The organism is Streptomyces sp. CA-249302 (assembly GCF_050936785.1).
Lineage (GTDB): Bacteria > Actinomycetota > Actinomycetes > Streptomycetales > Streptomycetaceae > Streptomyces.
Map to the genome: position 1 here is coordinate 9,359,276 of NZ_JBNJMG010000001.1, position 17,236 is coordinate 9,376,511.

Sequence of the window (17,236 nt, forward strand, 5' to 3'; positions counted from 1 at the left end):
TCACAGACGGTACGCGTCGACCGGCCGAATTCGTTGTCACCCATCACGGGAACAGCTGCCCCGACCAGCCTCCACAGCAGCAATCGGACGGCTACGCTCAAGGTCTGTACGTCGTTCGGGCGACTTGGGGAGGTATCGGGATGACGGAGGTACGGCCCGCGGAGGCCGCCTCGGACTCCCTGTGGGAGCGCGAAGAGGAAGTCGCCGTGGTCGAGCAGGCGATCGCCACTCTGCGCGCCGACCACTCGTCCTCGGGCAGCCTGCTGGTGATCCGGGGCGAAGCGGGACTCGGCAAGACGGCACTGATGACCGAAATCCGCCGCATGGCGGAGGCGCGCCGCTGCCGGGTCTGGTCGGCCCGCGGCGGCGAGACCCTCAGGTCCGTCCCCTTCAACGTGGTCCGGCAGCTGCTGCAACCCGCGCTGGTCTCGCTGATGCCGGAGGAGGCCCGCGAATACCTCGGTGACTGGTACGACGTCGCCGGCCCCGCCCTCGGCATCGCCGAGCCGGGCGAGCGCCAGGCCGACCCGCAGGGTGTGTGCGACGGCCTGGTCGCCGCCGTGAGCAGGCTGGCGCGGCGCGACTGGCCGCTGGTGCTGCTGATCGACGACGCGCACTGGGCCGACCAGGAGACCCTGCGCTGGCTCGCCGCCTTCGCCGAGCGGCTCGACGACCTCTCCGTCCTGGTCGTGGTCGCCCGCCGCCCCGGCGAGGTGAGCGGCGAGAGCGCCCGCTACCTCGACGCGGTCGCCGCCGCCTCCGGCCGCCCCGTCACCACCCTGGACGCCCTCACCCCCGGCGCCACGGCCGAGCTCACCCGCGCCAGGCTCGGCGCGCACGCCGACGCCCCGTTCTGCCGCGAGGTGTGGGCCGTCACCGGCGGCAACCCGTACGAGACCGTCGAACTCCTCGCCAAGGTGGGCGACAGCGAGCTGGAGCCGACCGAGGGCAATGCCGTCGAGCTGCGCGCCCTCAACCGCTCGGCCCGCGGCGGCGGCCTCGTCGCCCGCCTGGAGGAACTCGGCGTCGACGCCACCAGGTTCGCCTGGGCGGCCGCCATCCTCGGCAACGACATCTCCGTCGATCTGGTCGCCCGCCTGGCCACCATGGGCTACGACGACGCGGAGCGCTGCGCCGTACTGCTCCAGGGCGCCCGCATCCTCACCGAACACGACCGGACGAGCGCCCAACTGGGCGACGGCGACCTGGAGTTCGTCCACCCGCTGATCGCGTCCGCCGTCTACAACTCCATTCCGGACGCCCTGCGCACCGCCATGCACGGCATCGCCGCCCAGGTCATCACCGACTCCGGGCGTGGCGCCGCCATGGCCTCCCGGCATCTGCTCCGGGTACACCCGGACGACGACGAGGAACTCGTCGAGCAGCTGCGCGAGGCCGCCCGCGAACACCTGCTCGTCGGCGCCCCCGACGCGGCCCGCCGCTGTCTCGAACGCGCCCTGCTGGAACCGCCCCTCCCCGAGGTCCACGCGGAAGTGCTCTACGAACTGGGCTGCGCCACCCTGCTCACCGCGCCCGCCACCACCATCGACCACCTCCAGTCCGCCCTCGGCATGCCCGGCCTCGACGGCGACAAGCGCGTGGACGCCGTCTTCCGCCTCTCCCAGGCGCTCCTCCACAACAACCAGCTGGAGGAAGCCGTCCGCACGGTCGAGGCGGAGGCGGCGCGGCACGAGGAGGGTCCGGCGAGACTGCGCCTACAGGCGGTCCAGTTCATGTGGGAGGGCATCTCCGAGGAGGCCGTCTACCCGGACCGCTCCGAGCGGCTGGCCGCGCTCGCCAGTACCTGCACGGGCCGCGACAACCCCGAGCGCGCCCTGCTCATCCTGCGCGGGTTCGACGCCCTCATCCACGGCGAGAACGCCGAGGAGGTCGTCGAGTACTGCGACCGCTCCCTCGTCAACGGCCGCCTGGCCCCCGGTCTCGGCTGGACCGACACCGAGTGGGGCGTCGAACTGCTGATCATGCTGACCAGCTCCTACGCCCACGCCGACCGCCTCGACCGCGCCGAAAGCCTGTGCACCGAGGCCCTGCGGGCCTATGAGACGGCCGGCTGGAGCGGCGGCCATCTCGTCCTGGCCCATGCCTACGTCGGGCTCACGCACCGTCGGCGCGGCCGGCTGCGGGAGGCCGAGGCGTCCCTGCGCGAGTCGCTGCGGCTCGCCGAACGGGTGGGCCGCGGGCTGCCGGTGTACTGGACCGTGACCTCCAACCTCGTCGACACCCTGCTCGCCCGCGGCCATGTCGCCGAGGCCTGGGAGATCGCCGAGGAGTACGACTTCGCCCCGCCCTACCCGTCCACGATCATCATGCCGGACATGCGTTCGGTCCGAGGCCGGCTGCTGCTCGCCGTCGGCCGCACGGAGGACGGCATCAACGAACTGGAGGCCGCCGAGAAGGCGGCGGCCACGCGTGGTCACCGCAACCCCGTGGTCGTGCCCTGGGCGCTGGACCTCGCGCGGGCCCTCGCCAAGGAGGACCCGGCCCGGGCCGCACAGCTCGCCTCGGACGCCCGCCGGCACGCCGAGCGCTTCGGCACGGACACGGCCATCGGCGAGGCCCTGCGCTGCGCGGCCGCGCTGGAGACCGGCCAGCGCGCGGTCCGCCTCTCCGCCCAGGCCGTCGCCTATCTGGAGTCGTCCCCCTGCCAGTACGAGCACGCGGCGGCCCGGGTGGAGTACGGGATCGCCGCGCGCTCGGTGTCCGAGATCAACCGGGGCCTGGCGCTTGCCCGTTCATGCGGGGCGGACGGGCTGGTGACGCAGGCCAGGGAGGTGCTGGAGACGGGGCGGGGGCTGCGCTAGAGCGACAGCAGCTGGTCCGTCACCGCCGACAGGCGTTTCTGTACGTCGCGGTCGTACGTCGACTCGTGCGCCCGCGCCGGGGCGGTGCCATCGAAGTAGCGGCCCGTGCCCAACTCCCGGGTGGCCAGGGCCAGTACGCCGGGGGCGCCGTCCGCCACCGTGTTCCAGGGGGCGACTCCGCCCTCGCGGACCATCGCGGTGTCCATGAAGGTCGCGGGGTGCAGGACGTTCACCGCGACGCCGGTGTCCCGCAACTCCTCGGCCAGGGCGAAGGTGTGGGCCGCCAGCGCGAACTTGGCCCGGCAGTAGGCGGCGAAGCCGTCGTAGCCGCGGCGGAACTCGATGTCGTCGAAGTCGACGGGTTCCTGGCCCACCGAGCCGACGTTGACGATCCGGGCGGGGGCGTTCGCCCGCAGCACCGGGAGGAGCGCGCGGCTCAGCACCACGGGGGCCAAGTAGTTGACGGCGAGGCGCAGTTCATGGCCGTCGGCACTCAGCTCGCGGCCCGCGCCGGGCGCGCCGGCGCCGACGCCCGCGTTGTTGATCAGGACGTCCAGGTCGGGATGCGCGTCCGCGACATGCGCGCCCAGCTCGCGGACCTGCGTCAGCGAGGCCAGGTCGGCGACGAAGGCCTCCGCGTCGCCCTCGGCGCGCAACTCCGCGACCAGCTGCTCCGTGCGGCCCGGGTCGCGGCCGTGGGCGAGGACGACGTGACCCGAGCGGACCAGCTCGAAGGCGACGTAACGGCCGAGGCCGGAGGTGGCACCGGTGATCAGGATGGTGGACATGCCTCCACCGTAGGCATGCGGCCCAGGCATGTGCGAGGTGCTGCTGAAGCTACGACCACGAGTGTCACCCTGGGTTTTCCGCGTCTTCCTCCGCCAGCACCCGCTGGGCCGCCGCGAACGCCGAGTTCGCCGCCGGAACCCCGCAGTACACGGCCGTCTGGAGCAGCACCGCCCCGATCTCCTCGGGTGTGAGCCCGTTGCGCCGGGCGGCCCGCACATGCATGGCCAGCTCGTCGTAGTGCCCGTGCGCCACCAGCGCGGTCAGCGTGATCATGCTGCGCTCCCGGCGCGAGAGCGTCGGGTCGGTCCAGATCTCGCCCCACGCGTAGCGCGAGATGAAGTCCTGGAAACGGGCGGTGAAGGGCGTCTGCCGGGCCTGCGCCCGGTCCACGTGCGTGTCCCCGAGCACCTCCCGCCGTACCTCCATACCGCGCTTGGCGGCCCCGTCGAGGTGCGCGCGCAGCGCCGTCAGCACCGCCTCGGGGCACTGCGCGGGAGCCAGATGCGAGGCACCCGGGATCTCGACGAGCGCCGCACCGGGTACGGCGTCCGCGATCTCCCGCAGATGGGCCGGCGGCGTCGCCGGGTCCTGTCGGCCGGCGACGAGCAGCGTGCGCGCACCGATCTCGCCCAGCCGGTCGCGCAGGTCGAAGGCGGCCAGCGCGTCACAGCACAGCGCGTACGCCTCCGGGTCGGCCTCGGCATGGTCGCGGACGAGCTCGGGCACGGTGAAGTCCCCGGCGAACCAACGGGCGTCGGCGCTTTCGAGCAGCCACTCCAGCCCCTCCCGCCGGACCCGCTCGGCCCGCTCCTCCCACGGCTTCGAACCGTTGAAGTGGGCCGAGGAGCAGATCACCGCCAGCGACTCGACGCGCTCCGGGTGGTGCACGGCGAGATGCAGGCCGACGGCCCCGCCCAACGACACCCCCGCGTACGCGAACCGCTCGATCCCGAGCGAGTCGGCGAGCGCCAGCACCAGGTCGGCCAGGTCACCGACGGTCGCGCCCGGCCCGATCAGCCCGGCCGCAGACCCGCCGTGCCCCGGCAGGTCCCAGCGGATCACCCGGTGGGTGATGGACAGCTCCGGCGCCACCTTGTCCCAGAGGGCGTACGAGGTCCCGAGGGAGGGCCCGAGCAGCAGCGGGGGAGCGGAAATGGGCCCTTCGGCACGGTGGTTGAGGAGTTTCTCGGTCAACGTCGCTCCAGAGCACGGTCGGTGAGGCTTGCGGCTGCACCCGTGTAACGGGCGGGGTCGGTCAGCTCGTCGAGGTCCACGTCCTTCAACTCGGGCTCCTCGGCGAGGAGTTCGGCGAGCGGACGGCCCTCGGCGTAGGTCCGCCTGGCGAGCTCCGTGAGCAGGACCTTGGCGCGGGCCCGGCCCAGCACCGTGGCCAGCTCGGCGGACAGCCGCTCCGAGACGATCAAACCGTGGGTGAGACCGAGGTGTTCACGCATCGCGTCCGCGTTCACCCGCAGCCCCTCGGCCAGTTCGGCCGCGTCCCGGGCGGCCCCGCCGACCAGCCGCAGCAGATCCCGCAGCGGCTCCCACTCGGCGTGCCAGGCCCCGGCGGGCCGCTCGTCCTCGGCGGCCAGGGAGCCGTACAGCGTTGCCGCCAGCTGCGGCGCCCGGCGCGCGGCGGCGGCGATCAGCGTGGACCGTACCGGATTCGCCTTGTGCGGCATCGCGGACGAACCGCCACCGCTGCCCTCCGCGACCTCCGCGATCTCGGTCCGGCCGAGGGCCAGCACATCGGCGGCCACCTTGCCCAGCGCCCCGGCCGCGAAGGCCAGACAGCCGGCGAGATCGGCGATCGGAGTGCGCAGGGTGTGCCAGGGGAGGAGGGGTTCCCGGAGGTCGAGTCCGCGCGCGTAGGCCGCCACGAGTGCCTGTGGGTACCGGGCGCCGTACGCCGTGAAGGCCGCCAAAGTCCCGGCGGCACCGCCGAGTTGGGCGGGCAGACCGCCTCGTACCGCCTCGATCCTGTCCCGGGCGTCGAGGACCAGCGACCGCCAGCCGGCCGCCTTCAGCCCGAAGGTCGTCGGTACGGCGTGCTGGGTGAGCGTCCGCGCGGGCATGGCGGTGTCGCGGTGTTCCGCGGCAAGCCGGGCCAGCGCGCGCTCGGTGCGGGCGAGGTCGGCCAGGATCAGGGCCAGGGCGCGGGCGGCGACCAGCATCGTCGCCGTGTCCATGATGTCCTGGCTGGTGGCGCCCCGGTGGACGTACGGGCCGTGCTCCTCGCCGACGGCCTTGGTGAGGTCGGCGACCAGCGGGATGACCGGGTTGCCGCCGCCGCGGGCGCGCTCGGCGAGGGAGCGTACGTCGAAGCGGTCGGCGACCGCCGCGTCGGCCACGGCGGTGGCCGCCTCGGCGGGAGCGAGGCCGAGCGTGGCCTGGGCCCTTGTGATGGCCGCTTCGGCGTCGAGGAGGGCTTGCAGGTAAGCCGTGTCGGTGGTGGCCGACGCGGCGGGGGAGCCTGCCCACCCGGGGGCGAGCAGGCCGGTGTCGTCGGGATCGACAGAAGTCACTGGAACTCCAGGAAGACCGTCTCGCCTTCGCCCTGAAGGCGGATGTCGAAACGGTATGTGCCACGGCCCTCGTCCGCCGCGACCAGCGTGCCGCGTCGCGCCTCGTCCAGCTGCGCGAGCAGCGGGTCGGTCGCGTGCGCCGCCTCGTCGCCGGGCAGGTAGATCCGGGTGAAAAGGTGCACAAGCAGCCCGCGCGCGAACACGCACGCGCTGATGTACGGCGCGCTGCGCCCGCGCGCGCCCGGCCGCAGCGTCCGCGCGTACCAGTGGCCGTCGGCGTCGGTCTGGATGCGCCCCCAGCCGGTGAACTCCACGCCGTTGCGGCCCAGATAGTCGCCGGAGGCCGGGTCGCGCCGTATCGAACCGTCGGTCGTGGACACGTTCCCGTCGGGGTCGGCGCCCCACAGCTCCACGAACGCGTCCGGCAGCGGCCTGCCCTCGCCGTCCAGGATGTAGCCGTGCACGGTGATCGTGTCCGGGTGGCCGAGCGGGGCGATGTCCTCGCCGCCGCGGAAGGGCAGCGCGTAGCCGTAGAAGGGACCCACCGTGTGCGAGGGGTGGGCAGCACGCTCTCGGGGCTGCTCGTGTCGATCTTCGTCATGGCTGGTCAGCGCCCTTCTTCGAGCCAGGTGGCGTTCGGGCCGTCCAGCACGATGTCCCAGTGGTAGCCCATCGAGAACTCCGGCACGGACAGTCCGTGGTCGTAGGTCGCGACCAGGCGCTGGCGCGCCGCGTCGTCCGTGACCGACTGGATGATCGGGTCGTACGGGAACAGCGGGTCGGCCGGGAAGTACATCTGTGTCACCAGCCGCTGGGTGAACGCCGTGCCGAACATCGAGAAGTGGATGTGCGCCGGTCGCCAGGCGTTGACGTGGTTGCGCCAGGGGTAGGGGCCGGGCTGGACGGTCGTGAAGTGGTAGCGGCCCTCGGTGTCGGTGATCGTACGGCCGACGCCGGTGAAGTTCGGGTCCAGCGGGGCGTCGTGCTGCTCGCGCTGGTGGGCGTAGCGGCCGGCCGAGTTGGCCTGCCAGATCTCCACGAGCTGACCGCGGACCGGGCGGCCGGCGCGGTCCAGGAGCCGCCCGGAGACGGTGATGCGCTCACCGATCGGCTCTCCGGTGTGCTGCCGGGTCAGGTCGTTGTCGATCTCGGTGATGTCCCGCTCGCCGAAGGCGGGGGAGTGCAGCTCCACCAGCTCCGGGTCCTTGGTCACGTCGATGGCGATCGGTGGCTGCTTGGGGTGGCGCAGGGTCGAGGAGCGGTACGGCGCGTACTCGCGCCGCGGGTGGTGCTCGACGGGGGCGCCGTCGGCGACCCGCTTCTCGTACGCGGCGTGCTCGGCCGCGATCTCCTGGTCGATGTCGTGCTGGGTGAGAGTCATGGGGATTTTCCTCGGGAGGTCTCAGCGTTCGAGGACGAGGGCGAGGCCTTGGCCGACGCCGATGCAGAGGGTGGCGACGCCGACGCCGGTGCCCTTGCGGGCGAGTTGGTGGGCGACGGTGCCGGCCAGGCGGGCACCGGAGGCGCCGAGCGGATGGCCCAGCGCGATGGCACCGCCCTGCGGGTTGAGGATCGCCGGGTCGAACTCGGGCCACTCGGCGACGCAGCCGAGTACCTGGGCGGCGAAGGCCTCGTTGAGCTCCAGCACGTCCAGGTCGGCGAAGGTCTTGCCCGCCTTGGCGAGAGCGCGGTTGACGGCCTCGACGGGGGCGAGTCCGAAGTAGTCGGGGTCGAGGGCGTGTACACCGGTCGCGGAGACGCGGGCCAGCGGCTCGCGGCCGACCGCCTTCAGCCCCTCCTCGTCGACCAGCAGCAGTGCCGCGGCGCCGTCGTTCAACGGCGACGCGTTGCCGGCCGTCACCGTGCCGTTCTCGGTGCGGAAGGACGGCTTCAGCCTGGCCATCGCCGCGAGGGAGGCGTCCGCGCGGACCGACTCGTCGGCGGCGAGGACGACCGGGTCGCCCTTGCGCTGGGGGATCGACACCGGCGCCAACTCGGCATCGAACAGGCCCTGTTGCTGAGCTTCGGCCGCCTTCCGGTGCGAGGCCAGCGCGAACTCGTCCTGCTGCTCACGGCTGATCTTGTGCTTCTCGGCGATGAGTTCGGCGGACTCGCCCAGCGGGATCGTCCACTGCGGGTCCATCTTCGGGTTGACCATGCGCCAGCCGAGGGTGGTCGAGTACAGCTCGGTGTGCGCGGCGGGGAAGGGCTTGTCGTTCTTGGGCAGCACGTACGGCGCCCGGGTCATCGATTCCACACCACCGGCCACGGCGATGTGGGCGTCGCCCACCGCGATCGCGCGGGCCGCCTGGATCACCGCCTCCAGTCCCGACGCGCACAGCCGGTTGACGGTCACGCCCGGCACCGAGGTGGGCAGCCCGGCGAGCAGCGCGGCCATGCGGCCTACGTTCCGGTTCTCCTCCCCCGCGCCGTTGGCGTTGCCGAAGTAGACGTCCTCGATCCTCGCCGGGTCCAGGCCGGGCGTACGGGCGAGGAGTTCGCGGATGGCGTGGGCGCCCAGGTCGTCCGGGCGCACCGAGGCCAGGCCGCCGTTGTAGCGGCCGATCGGGGTGCGGACCGCGTCGACGAGATAAACCGTGTTCACAGCAGCTCCTCCGCAACGGTCAGCTTCGCGTCGGTCCTGGCGATGACGTCTTCGACGCTCACACCCGGGGCGACCTCGGTCAACACGAGCCCGTCCGGTGTCACGTCGATCACCCCGAGGTCGGTGATGACCCGGTTCACACACGCCTTGCCGGTGAGCGGCAGCGCGCACTCCGCCAGGATCTTCGCCGAGCCGTCCTTGGCGTTGTGCGTCATCACCACGATGACCGTACGGGCGCCGTGGACCAGGTCCATCGCCCCGCCGATACCGGTGATCAGCTTGCCGGGGATGGCCCAGTTCGCCAGGTCACCGGAGGCGGAGACCTGCATCGCGCCCAGCACGGCGACGTCGATGTGCCCGCCCCGGATCATCGAGAAGGACAGCGCCGAGTCGAAGAAGGAGGCGCCCGGCAGGACCGTGACGGTCTCCTTGCCGGCGTTGATCAGATCCGGGTCGACCGCTTCGTCGGTCGGATAGGGGCCGGTGCCCAGGATGCCGTTCTCCGACTCCAGGATCACCTCCACACCCTCCGGGAGGTAGTTCGGGATCAGCGTCGGCAGACCGATGCCGAGGTTGACGTACTGCCCGTCCGCCAGCTCCCGCGCGGCCCGCGCGGCCATCTGCTCACGAGTCCAGGCCATCAGCTGCTCACCGTCCGCTGCTCGATCTTCTTGTCCCCGGCCTGCTCGGGCGTCAGGGCGACCACCCGCTGCACGAAGATGCCCGGCAGATGCACCGCGTCCGGGTCGATCTCGCCGGGCTCCACGAGCTCCTCGACCTCGGCGACCGTCACGCGCCCGGCCATCGCGGCCAGCGGGTTGAAGTTGCGAGTGGACTTGTTGAACACCAGGTTCCCGTGCCGGTCGCCCCGGGCCGCCCGCACCAGCGCGAAGTCGGTACGGATACCGCGCTCCAGCACGTACTCGGTGCCGTCGAACTCCCGCACTTCCTTCGGCGGCGACGCCAGCGAGACGCCGCCCTCACCGTCGTAACGCCACGGCAGTCCGCCCTCGGCGACCTGCGTCCCGACACCCGCGGGGGTGTAGAAGGCGGGGATCCCGGCGCCGCCCGCCCGCAGCCGCTCCGCGAGGGTGCCCTGCGGGATCAGCTCCACCTCCAGCTCACCGGCCAGGTACTGCCGCGCGAACTCCTTGTTCGCCCCGATGTAGGAGCCGGTCACCCGGGCGATCCGCCCGGCCGCCAGCAGCACCGCCAGGCCGGACTCCATCGCGCCGCAGTTGTTCGACACCACGCCCAGACCGCCGACCCCGCGCTCGTACAGGGCCTGGATCAGCACGTTCGGCACCCCGCTCAGCCCGAACCCGCCGACGGCGAGTGTGGCGCCGTCCGGCACATCGGCCACCGCCTCGGCGGCTGTGGCGACCACCTTGTCCATCCGTGAAGCTCCATCCCGGTCGAGCGCCCGGCCGTGAATTAATCAGGGCACTGAGTATTTCCGTGAAGTTTCCTTCACGCTGCCACCGGAACGGACCGCCGTCAAGACCCAGGAGAAGTGTGAGGTCAGCGATGCGTTCCGGTCTACAGACAGTCACGTGTACGGCGGGTATCGTTCAGTGCACCAACGAATTCGACCTCGGGGAGCGCACATGGCCGCGGTGGACCTCACCACCCACCCCGGGCATCTGGCCCGGCGGCTCCAGCAGGCCCACTACCTGCTGTGGAACACGATGGTCTCGGAGGAGATCACCTCGCCGCAGTTCGCGGTCCTCAACGCGCTCGTCGCCGAGCCGGGCCTGGACCAGCGCACGGTGGGGGAGCGGGTGGGGCTGGACCGGTCGACGATCGCCGAGGTGATCAGCCGGCTCGGCAAGCGCGGCCTGGTCGACAAGGTGCGCGATCCGCAGGACGGCCGCCGCTTCCTGCTGCGGCTGACGGACGAGGGCCTGCGCACCCACCGCAAGCTGACCGTGCGCACGGCCCGGATGAACCAGGTCTTCCTGGCCCCGCTCTCGGGCGATGAACAGGTGCTCTTCTTCGAGCTCATCCAGCGGGTCGCGGACGCGGCCGAAGGGCTCCGCAACCCCGCGGAACCCCTCGTCGCGCAGCGCTGAACGACGGCAGCGGTCAGGAGGTCGCCTTGGCGAAGACCACCCACACCTGGCCCTCCGCGAAGTTCATGGGCGAGCCGTCCCCGGTCGTGAAGTCCGTGCCGTTGGCGGCCGTCGCGCGCTTCCAGTCGACGTCGTAGGCCTTGCCGTCGCGCAGCACCGTCGCCTTCCCGGAGCCAACGGTCTCGGTGTACGGCGTGTTGTTGCCGAGGAAGTCGTGGAAGCGGGACTTGCGCACCTTCACGTACTGCACGACGACCGTCGCCGGTGCCACCCGCTTCCCGTCGGTAGTCACGGTGGGTGTGCCGTCCATCGAGACCAGCCAGCGGTCGCTCCTCTCCGACCAGGTGAAGTCGAAGCGGGCGGACGGGTAGCGGACGGTCGCCGAGGTGTCCGGCCTGCCACCGGCCGGAGCAGCGCCGTAGCGGAAGCCGTTGGTCAGCGCGTCCGGGCCCGGTGCCGAGGGCAGCAGGCGGGCGGGGTGCACGTAGAGGTTGTGGGGTGAGGGTTTGTCGGTGCCACGGGAGTAGGCGTCGGCGATCCTGCCGGGGGGTTCGGCGGTCAGCGGGGCCTTGTCGATCAGCGGCAGGAGTTTGTGCTGGGCGCCGGAGAAGGCGAGCGTCGGGTCGTCGTACTGGCGCAGCAGTTCGAGATCGGACTCACGGGCGCTACGGACCGGCCCGACGGACTCGGGCAGCTTGCTCGCGTACACCGCCATCAGGCGGCTCAGTCCGCCCTCGACCTGCTCGGCGTAGACGACGTCCGCGGCGCCCAGTCCGGTCTGCGGGCGGGCCGCGGGTACGTTGTCGATCTTCACGGCGAGCACGGGGGCGCCGGCGGCGGCGCTCTGATCAGGGGAGGGGGTCGGGGAGGCGGGCGGCTGCGTGTGCCCACGGCCGTCGTCCACCGGGTGGTGCTGCCCCGTGCAGCCCGCCGCCAGCGCGGCGGTCACCGTGGCGGCCAGCAGCGCCACCGTCGTCGTAGCACGTCTTCCGCGTGCCGGTCGTCCCGTACTCACCGCGGCCACCACATCCTGTGTCGGTTGATTGTGCGCTTATAAGTTCATTGGTGGCCATACCCGATCTGTTCTGATTGTGCGCGTTGAATACGCCGATTGGACGTGAACGAGGGTGAGTCAGCCGAGGATCTCGCTCAGGTCGTAACGCACCGGCTCCTCCAGCTGTGCGTAGGTGCAGCTCTCCGGGGTCCGGTCCGGGCGCCAGCGGCGGAAGCGGGCCGTGTGCCGGAAGCGCGCGCCGTTCTCCATGTGGTCGTAGGCGACCTCGACCACCCGCTCCGGCCGCAGCGGCACCCAGGACAGGTCCTTCTTGCCGGACCAACGGCTCGGCGCGCCGGGCAGCCGGGCCGTCTCGTGCGCTGCCTCGTCGGACCAGGCCGCCCAGGGATGCCCGGCGACGTCGGCCATCCGGAGCGGCTCCAGTTCCTCGACCAGCTCGGCGCGCTTCTTCATGGCGAACGCGGCCGACACGCCCACGTGTTGCAGGCGTCCCTGGTCGTCGTGGAGCCCGAGCAGCAGGGAGCCGACGATCGGTCCGCTCTTGTGGAAGCGGTAGCCCGCGACCACGACGTCCGCCGTGCGCTCGTGCTTGATCTTGAACATCGCGCGCTCGTTCTGGAGGTAGCGCAGGGTGAGCGGCTTGGCGATGACGCCGTCCAGGCCCGCCCCTTCGTACTGCTCGAACCAGCTCTGCGCCACGTCGACATCGGTCGTCGCGGGCGCCAGGTGCACCGGCGCGGTCACGCCGTCCAGCGCCCGGCTCAGCAGTGCGCGCCGGTCGGTCAGCTCCACGTCCTCCAGTGACTCGTCGTGCAGTGCCAGCAGGTCGAAGGCCACGAAGGACGCCGGGGTCCGCTCGGCGAGCGTCCGCACCCGGGAGTCCGCCGGGTGGATACGCTCGGTGAGCGCGTCGAAGTCGAGCCGACCGTCCCGCGCGATGACGATCTCGCCGTCCAGCACGCACCGCTCGGGCACCCGTTCCTCGAGTGCCGCCACCAGCTCGGGAAAGTACCTGGTCAGCGGTTTTCCGGTACGGCTGCCGAGCTCGACCTCGTCCCCGTCCCGGAACACGATCGCCCGGAACCCGTCCCACTTCGCCTCGTACTGCATGCCCGGCGGGATCCTCGCCACCGACTTGGCGAGCATCGGTTTCACGGGCGGCATCACCGGCAGATCCATGCTCCGATTCTGCTCGCATACGTCCGCTGTCGCCCGGTGTGCGAGCTTTGCGAGGTGCGCCTACCGTGGCCGCATGGGCGAAGCGGTGGAACTGGAAGCGGGCGGGCGCACCGTCCGGCTCTCCAGCCCGGACAAGATCTTCTTCCCGGAGCGCGGCTTCACCAAGCTGGACCTCGCCCGGTACTACATCGCCGTCGGCCCCGGCATCCTCCGCGCCCTGCGCAACCGGCCCACCACCCTGGAGCGCTATCCCGACGGCGTGACCGGCGAGAACTTCTTCCAGAAGCGGGCGCCCAAGAACATGCCCGACTGGATCCCACGGGCCCACATCACCTTTCCCAGCGGCCGCAGCGCGGACGAGATGTGCCCGACCGAGGAGGCCGCCGTCCTGTGGGCCGCCCAGTACGGCACGCTCACCTTCCACCCCTGGCCGGTACGCCGTGACGACGTCGACAGCCCCGACGAACTCCGTATCGACCTCGACCCGCAGCCCGGCACCGACTTCGGCGACGCGGTGCGCGCGGCCTTCGAACTCCGGGGCGTACTGGAGGAGTTCGGCGGTCTGCGCGGCTTCCCCAAGACCTCCGGCGGCCGCGGCCTGCACGTCTTCGTGCCCATCGAGCCACGCTGGACCTTCACCCAGGTGCGACGGGCCGCCATCGCCGTGGGCCGGGAGCTGGAGCGCCGGATGCCGGACCAGGTGACGATCAAGTGGTGGAAGGAGGAGCGGGGCGAGAAGATCTTCGTCGACTACAACCAGACGGCCCGCGACCGCACCATCGCTTCCGCCTATTCGGTACGGCCCCGCCCGCACGCCCCCGTCTCGGCGCCGCTGCGCTGGGACGAGGTCGGGGACGTGCGTCCCCAGGACTTCGACCTCGCGACCATGCCCGCGCGCTTCGCCGAACTCGGCGATGTGCACGCGGACATGGACGACCGTCGTTATTCGCTGGACGCACTGCTGGAGCTCGCCCGCCGCGACGAACACGACCACGGGCTGGGAGATCTGCCGTACCCGCCGGAGTATCCGAAGATGCCGGGGGAGCCGAAGCGGGTGCAGCCGAGCCGGGCGAAGAAGGTTGCCGAGGCGGAGGCGCCCCCGTCGGAGGCGCCTCCCGGGGACGCTACAAATCCTTGATCCGGATGTCCCGGTACGAGATCACGTCCGTCGTGCTGTGCACCTGTAGCCCGATGTAGCCGGAGGCGAACCGCCGCCCGTCCGTGCCCGGGTCGTCCGAGCGCGGCGGGTAGAAGACCTGGCCGCCGGTGTTGTCGAACTCGTTGATCAGCACGCCGTTGCGGTAGACCGAGTAGTGCTGGTCGACCACCCGGATCTCGTAGTCGTTCCAGGTGCCCTTCCGGGTGACGCCCGCACCGGCGAGCCCCACCCGGTCGAAGCCGTAGACCGAACCGGTCTTGTACATGTCGCCGTCGGGCCGGTCCAGCACCTGCACCTCGTGCCCGTACTTGATGGCGACCCACTCCGGCCGTGACTCCTCGGGATGGTCGTGGACCCACGGGAAGCGCACGAACACACCGGAGTTGGCGTTCCCGGAGCCCGGGGCGTCGTCCCGCAGCGCACCGCGCAGATGATCGCGGAAGTCCGTCTCGTCGTACGACGAGACCGTGCCGCCCATCCCGGTGTAGAACGACCGCCCGCCGTCGTAGTCCCGGCACCAACTGACCGGATGATCCCAGCCGTTCGAGACGTACACCATCGTCTTCAACGACGTGTCGATCAACAACCGGCCGGCGCACTCGGGGCCCGACTTCGAGGCCACGGTGGGTGATCGGGTCGAGTTCGTGATGATCACGCACGGCGAGTACTACCACACCCTCCATATGCACGGTCATCGCTGGGCGGACAACAGGACCGGGATGCTCACCGGGCCCGACGATCCCAGCCAGGTGATCGACAACAGGATCGTGGGGCCGGCCGACTCCTTCGGTTTCCAGGTCGTCGCAGGGGAGGGCATCGGGGCCGGGGCGTGGATGTACCACTGCCATGTCCAGAGCCACTCGGACATGGGGATGGTGGGGCTGTTCCTGGTGAAGAAGCCGGACGGCACGATTCCGGGATACGAGCCGCACGAGCACGGGGGCGCTGCGCGGGAGGAGTGACGGATCACGGCTGGGCGCCAGTCGCTCCGAGAGCGCTCTCACCCCGCTGCTGCCCGGAGTTATCCTGATCGGCACCCGCCGATGAGGAGTCCCGAAGTGACCGACACAGCGCCGCGTCCCACTCTGGAGGCCGTGGCCGCCCGGGCCGGGGTGTCCCGGGCCACCGTGTCGCGGGTGGTGAACGGCGGGGACGGGGTGCGGGAACCCCTCGTGGCGCGGGTGCGGCGCGCAGTGGAAGAACTCGGGTACGTGCCCAACCAGGCCGCGCGCAGCCTGGTGACGCGGCGGCACGACGCCGTCGCCGTGGTCATCGCCGAACCGGAGACGCGGGTCTTCGCCGATCCCTTCTTCGCACTGCAACTCCGCGGAATCAGCAAGGAGTTGACCGCTCACGACAACCAGCTCGTGCTGCTGCTCACGGAAGGGCGCGACGACCATGCGCGCGTCGGGCGGTATCTCGCCGGTGGTCATGTCGACGGTGCGCTCGTCTTCTCGTTGCATCTCGACGACCCGCTGCCCGGGCTGATCCAGCACGCCGGGGTGCCCACCGTGTTCGGCGGGCGGCCCGGCTGGAGTGAGGGCAGCGGGGGCGCGGTGTACGTCGACAGTGACAACCGGGGCGGGGCGCGGGAGGCCGTGCGCCACCTTGTCGGGCTCGGGCGCAGGCGCATCGCGCACATCACTGGGCCGCTGGACCAGACGTCCGCGGCGGATCGGCTCGACGGGTATCGGGACGTCATGGGCGACGGTGATCTGGGGCTGGTCGTGGAGAGTGACTTCACTCCGGCGGGGGGTGAGCGGGCGATGCGGGAGCTTCTTGAGCGGCAGCCTGATCTGGACGCCGTTTTCGCCGCGAACGACCTCAGTGCGGCGGGTGCTCTGCGGGTGCTGCGGGAGGGTGGGCGGCGGGTGCCTGAGGACGTTGCCGTGATCGGGTTCGATGACATGGTGCCGGTGGCTGAGCAGACGGATCCGGCGCTTACCACGGTTCGGCAGGACATCGAGGGGATGGGGCGGCTGATGGCTCGGCTGTTGCTGCGTGGCGGTGCCCGCGGCGGGGAGCAGGGGGTTGGGGACGCGCCGTCCAGTGTCGTGCTGCCGACGACGTTGGTACGGCGCGTCTCCGCGTGACGCTCGGCCGGAACCGTGGCGAAGTGCGGGCCGGTGGGGGCTGGTCGCGCGGTTCCCCGCGCCCCTGTCGGGGCGCGTCCCCACAGGGCGTGAACAGGTTACGTCTGGGGCGGTGCGCTCTTGATCACCGCGAAGCGGGCTCCGTAGGGGTCCGTGAGTTTGGCGAAGCGGCCCACGCCCTCGATGTCCGTGGGCGGGACGCGGACCGTGCCGCCCAGTTCCTGGGCCTTGGCCGCTGTGGCGTCTGTGTCCATGACCTCGAAGTACGGGAGCCAGTACGCGGTGTCCTCCGACGGGTCGTCGGCCAGTGGTACGACGCCGCCGAACATGGAGTCCGCGCCGCCTCCGGCGGGGTTGAAGGTGGTGTACGTGCCGCCCGGGAAGGGCACCGCCTCGGTCTCCAGGCCCAGGGTCTCGTGGTAGAACCAGGCGGCCGCGGCGATGTCCGGGGTGTACAGCTCGACCCAGGACAGCGAACCGGGCTCGTTCGCCACGTCGACGCCCTTGGTGCGGCCCGGCTGCCAGATGCCGAAGGGCACGCTCGCCTTGTCCGCGAGGATCGCCATGTGGCCCTCGCCCATCACGTCCATCGGCTGCATCAGCACACTGCCGTGCGCCTGCTCGGCCGCCTTCGCGGTGGCCTCGGCGTCGGCGGTCTGGAAGTAGACGGTCCAGGAGGGCGGGCCCTGCTCGGGCGTGGTCTGCATGCCGCCGGCCGCGGTCTTCCCGTCCAACTGGAAGAAGCCGTAACCGCCGGAGTCCGGTCCCGCCGACTGGAAGCGCCAGCCGAAGAGACCGCCGTAGAAGGAAGTGGCGCCGTCGATGTCGGAGGTGCCGACATCGATCCAGTTCGGAGCGCCGTTGACGAAACGGGTGGTGAGCATCATCGCCCTCCTCGGAAGGGTCCCGTTCTCTGCACTGCCGAGTCTCGCACCGCCCACTGACAATCGCTTCCGCGCGCCGCCGTGCGCGGCGGT

The 17,236-nt window shown here is 71.4% G+C and carries 14 protein-coding genes and 3 pseudogenes; 5 read left to right on the forward strand and 12 right to left on the reverse strand.

Annotated features, from left to right (window positions below; all coding sequences use genetic code 11):
* Positions 1–140 precede the first annotated feature (140 nt).
* Entirely contained in the window at positions 141–2,822 is a 2,682-nt protein-coding gene (locus ACQEWB_RS42085) for an ATP-binding protein (RefSeq protein WP_432840830.1), read from the forward strand.
* On the opposite strand, the gene ACQEWB_RS42090 is transcribed toward ACQEWB_RS42085, so the two are convergent.
* From ACQEWB_RS42090 to ACQEWB_RS42125, 8 genes and pseudogenes are all read right to left on the reverse strand, one after another.
* On the reverse strand, positions 2,819–3,610 hold the full coding sequence (locus tag ACQEWB_RS42090) for an SDR family NAD(P)-dependent oxidoreductase (RefSeq protein ID WP_432840832.1): 792 nt from the start codon (positions 3,608–3,610) through the stop codon (positions 2,819–2,821). The genes ACQEWB_RS42085 and ACQEWB_RS42090 overlap by 4 nt on opposite strands.
* Positions 3,611–3,674: 64 nt before the next feature.
* Positions 3,675–4,805: a 3-oxoadipate enol-lactonase gene (gene pcaD / locus ACQEWB_RS42095; RefSeq protein ID WP_432840834.1), complete on the reverse strand. Its 1,131-nt coding sequence runs from the start codon at positions 4,803–4,805 to the stop codon at positions 3,675–3,677.
* Positions 4,802–6,136, reverse strand: a complete 1,335-nt coding sequence (gene pcaB / locus ACQEWB_RS42100; RefSeq protein WP_432840836.1) for a 3-carboxy-cis,cis-muconate cycloisomerase — start codon at positions 6,134–6,136, stop codon at positions 4,802–4,804. Before pcaB ends, pcaD begins: the two co-directional genes overlap by 4 nt.
* Positions 6,133–6,737, reverse strand: a pseudogene (pcaG, locus tag ACQEWB_RS42105) (protocatechuate 3,4-dioxygenase subunit alpha). Before pcaG ends, pcaB begins: the two are co-directional and overlap by 4 nt.
* A 6-nt stretch (positions 6,738–6,743) precedes the next feature.
* Positions 6,744–7,517 (reverse strand): protocatechuate 3,4-dioxygenase subunit beta, encoded by a 774-nt coding sequence (gene pcaH / locus ACQEWB_RS42110; protein ID WP_432840838.1) that lies wholly within the window; start codon positions 7,515–7,517, stop codon positions 6,744–6,746.
* A gap of 21 nt (positions 7,518–7,538) precedes the next feature.
* Positions 7,539–8,741: a thiolase family protein gene (locus ACQEWB_RS42115; protein WP_432840840.1), complete on the reverse strand. Its 1,203-nt coding sequence runs from the start codon at positions 8,739–8,741 to the stop codon at positions 7,539–7,541.
* Positions 8,738–9,382, reverse strand: a complete 645-nt coding sequence (locus ACQEWB_RS42120) for a CoA transferase subunit B (protein WP_432840842.1) — start codon at positions 9,380–9,382, stop codon at positions 8,738–8,740. Before ACQEWB_RS42120 ends, ACQEWB_RS42115 begins: the two co-directional genes overlap by 4 nt.
* Complete coding sequence (locus ACQEWB_RS42125; RefSeq protein WP_432840844.1) at positions 9,382–10,137, reverse strand: CoA transferase subunit A; 756 nt, start codon at positions 10,135–10,137, stop codon at positions 9,382–9,384. Before ACQEWB_RS42125 ends, ACQEWB_RS42120 begins: the two co-directional genes overlap by 1 nt.
* Before the next feature lie 211 nt (positions 10,138–10,348).
* Here ACQEWB_RS42125 and ACQEWB_RS42130 point away from each other — a divergent pair, with 211 nt between their 5' ends.
* Positions 10,349–10,813 (forward strand): MarR family winged helix-turn-helix transcriptional regulator, encoded by a 465-nt coding sequence (locus ACQEWB_RS42130; RefSeq protein WP_432840846.1) that lies wholly within the window; start codon positions 10,349–10,351, stop codon positions 10,811–10,813.
* A gap of 13 nt (positions 10,814–10,826) precedes the next feature.
* Here ACQEWB_RS42130 and ACQEWB_RS42135 read toward each other — a convergent pair whose 3' ends face one another.
* Positions 10,827–11,828 carry a DUF3048 domain-containing protein gene (locus ACQEWB_RS42135; protein WP_432840848.1) on the reverse strand — a complete coding sequence of 334 codons (1,002 nt, stop codon included), beginning with the start codon at positions 11,826–11,828 and terminating at the stop codon, positions 10,827–10,829.
* A 117-nt stretch (positions 11,829–11,945) separates the two neighbouring features.
* Positions 11,946–13,007, reverse strand: a complete 1,062-nt coding sequence (locus ACQEWB_RS42140; RefSeq protein WP_432840850.1) for an ATP-dependent DNA ligase — start codon at positions 13,005–13,007, stop codon at positions 11,946–11,948.
* Positions 13,008–13,080: 73 nt separating this feature from the next.
* On the opposite strand from ACQEWB_RS42140, the gene ligD reads away from it, so the two are divergent.
* Positions 13,081–14,145, forward strand: coding sequence for a non-homologous end-joining DNA ligase (gene ligD / locus ACQEWB_RS42145; RefSeq protein ID WP_432840852.1), 1,065 nt, complete (start codon positions 13,081–13,083; stop codon positions 14,143–14,145).
* On the opposite strand, the pseudogene ACQEWB_RS42150 reads toward ligD, so the two are convergent.
* Positions 14,132–14,695: pseudogene (locus tag ACQEWB_RS42150) on the reverse strand (family 16 glycoside hydrolase); the annotation flags it as partial. The gene ligD and the pseudogene ACQEWB_RS42150 sit on opposite strands and share 14 nt — an antisense overlap.
* Positions 14,696–14,705: 10 nt before the next feature.
* On the opposite strand from ACQEWB_RS42150, the pseudogene ACQEWB_RS42155 reads away from it, so the two are divergent.
* Positions 14,706–15,128: pseudogene (locus ACQEWB_RS42155) on the forward strand (multicopper oxidase domain-containing protein); the annotation flags it as partial.
* A gap of 96 nt (positions 15,129–15,224) precedes the next feature.
* Positions 15,225–16,259, forward strand: coding sequence for a LacI family DNA-binding transcriptional regulator (locus ACQEWB_RS42160; protein ID WP_432840854.1), 1,035 nt, complete (start codon positions 15,225–15,227; stop codon positions 16,257–16,259).
* A 98-nt stretch (positions 16,260–16,357) separates the two neighbouring features.
* Here ACQEWB_RS42160 and ACQEWB_RS42165 read toward each other — a convergent pair whose 3' ends face one another.
* Complete coding sequence (locus ACQEWB_RS42165) at positions 16,358–17,143, reverse strand: VOC family protein (RefSeq protein WP_432844299.1); 786 nt, start codon at positions 17,141–17,143, stop codon at positions 16,358–16,360.
* Positions 17,144–17,236: the final 93 nt, after the last annotated feature.

What these genes read in the sequence shown, in the direction of transcription:
- ACQEWB_RS42085 (WP_432840830.1), top strand. Translation starts at nt 141, where the DNA reads ATGACGGAGGTACGGCCCGCGGAGGCCGCCTCGGACTCCCTGTGGGAG.
- ACQEWB_RS42090 (WP_432840832.1), bottom strand. Translation starts at nt 3,610, where the DNA reads ATGTCCACCATCCTGATCACCGGTGCCACCTCCGGCCTCGGCCGTTAC.
- pcaH (WP_432840838.1), bottom strand. Translation starts at nt 7,517, where the DNA reads ATGACTCTCACCCAGCACGACATCGACCAGGAGATCGCGGCCGAGCAC.
- ACQEWB_RS42120 (WP_432840842.1), bottom strand. Translation starts at nt 9,382, where the DNA reads ATGGCCTGGACTCGTGAGCAGATGGCCGCGCGGGCCGCGCGGGAGCTG.
- ACQEWB_RS42125 (WP_432840844.1), bottom strand. Translation starts at nt 10,137, where the DNA reads ATGGACAAGGTGGTCGCCACAGCCGCCGAGGCGGTGGCCGATGTGCCG.
- ACQEWB_RS42130 (WP_432840846.1), top strand. Translation starts at nt 10,349, where the DNA reads ATGGCCGCGGTGGACCTCACCACCCACCCCGGGCATCTGGCCCGGCGG.
- ACQEWB_RS42140 (WP_432840850.1), bottom strand. Translation starts at nt 13,007, where the DNA reads ATGGATCTGCCGGTGATGCCGCCCGTGAAACCGATGCTCGCCAAGTCG.
- ligD (WP_432840852.1), top strand. Translation starts at nt 13,081, where the DNA reads ATGGGCGAAGCGGTGGAACTGGAAGCGGGCGGGCGCACCGTCCGGCTC.
- ACQEWB_RS42165 (WP_432844299.1), bottom strand. Translation starts at nt 17,143, where the DNA reads ATGCTCACCACCCGTTTCGTCAACGGCGCTCCGAACTGGATCGATGTC.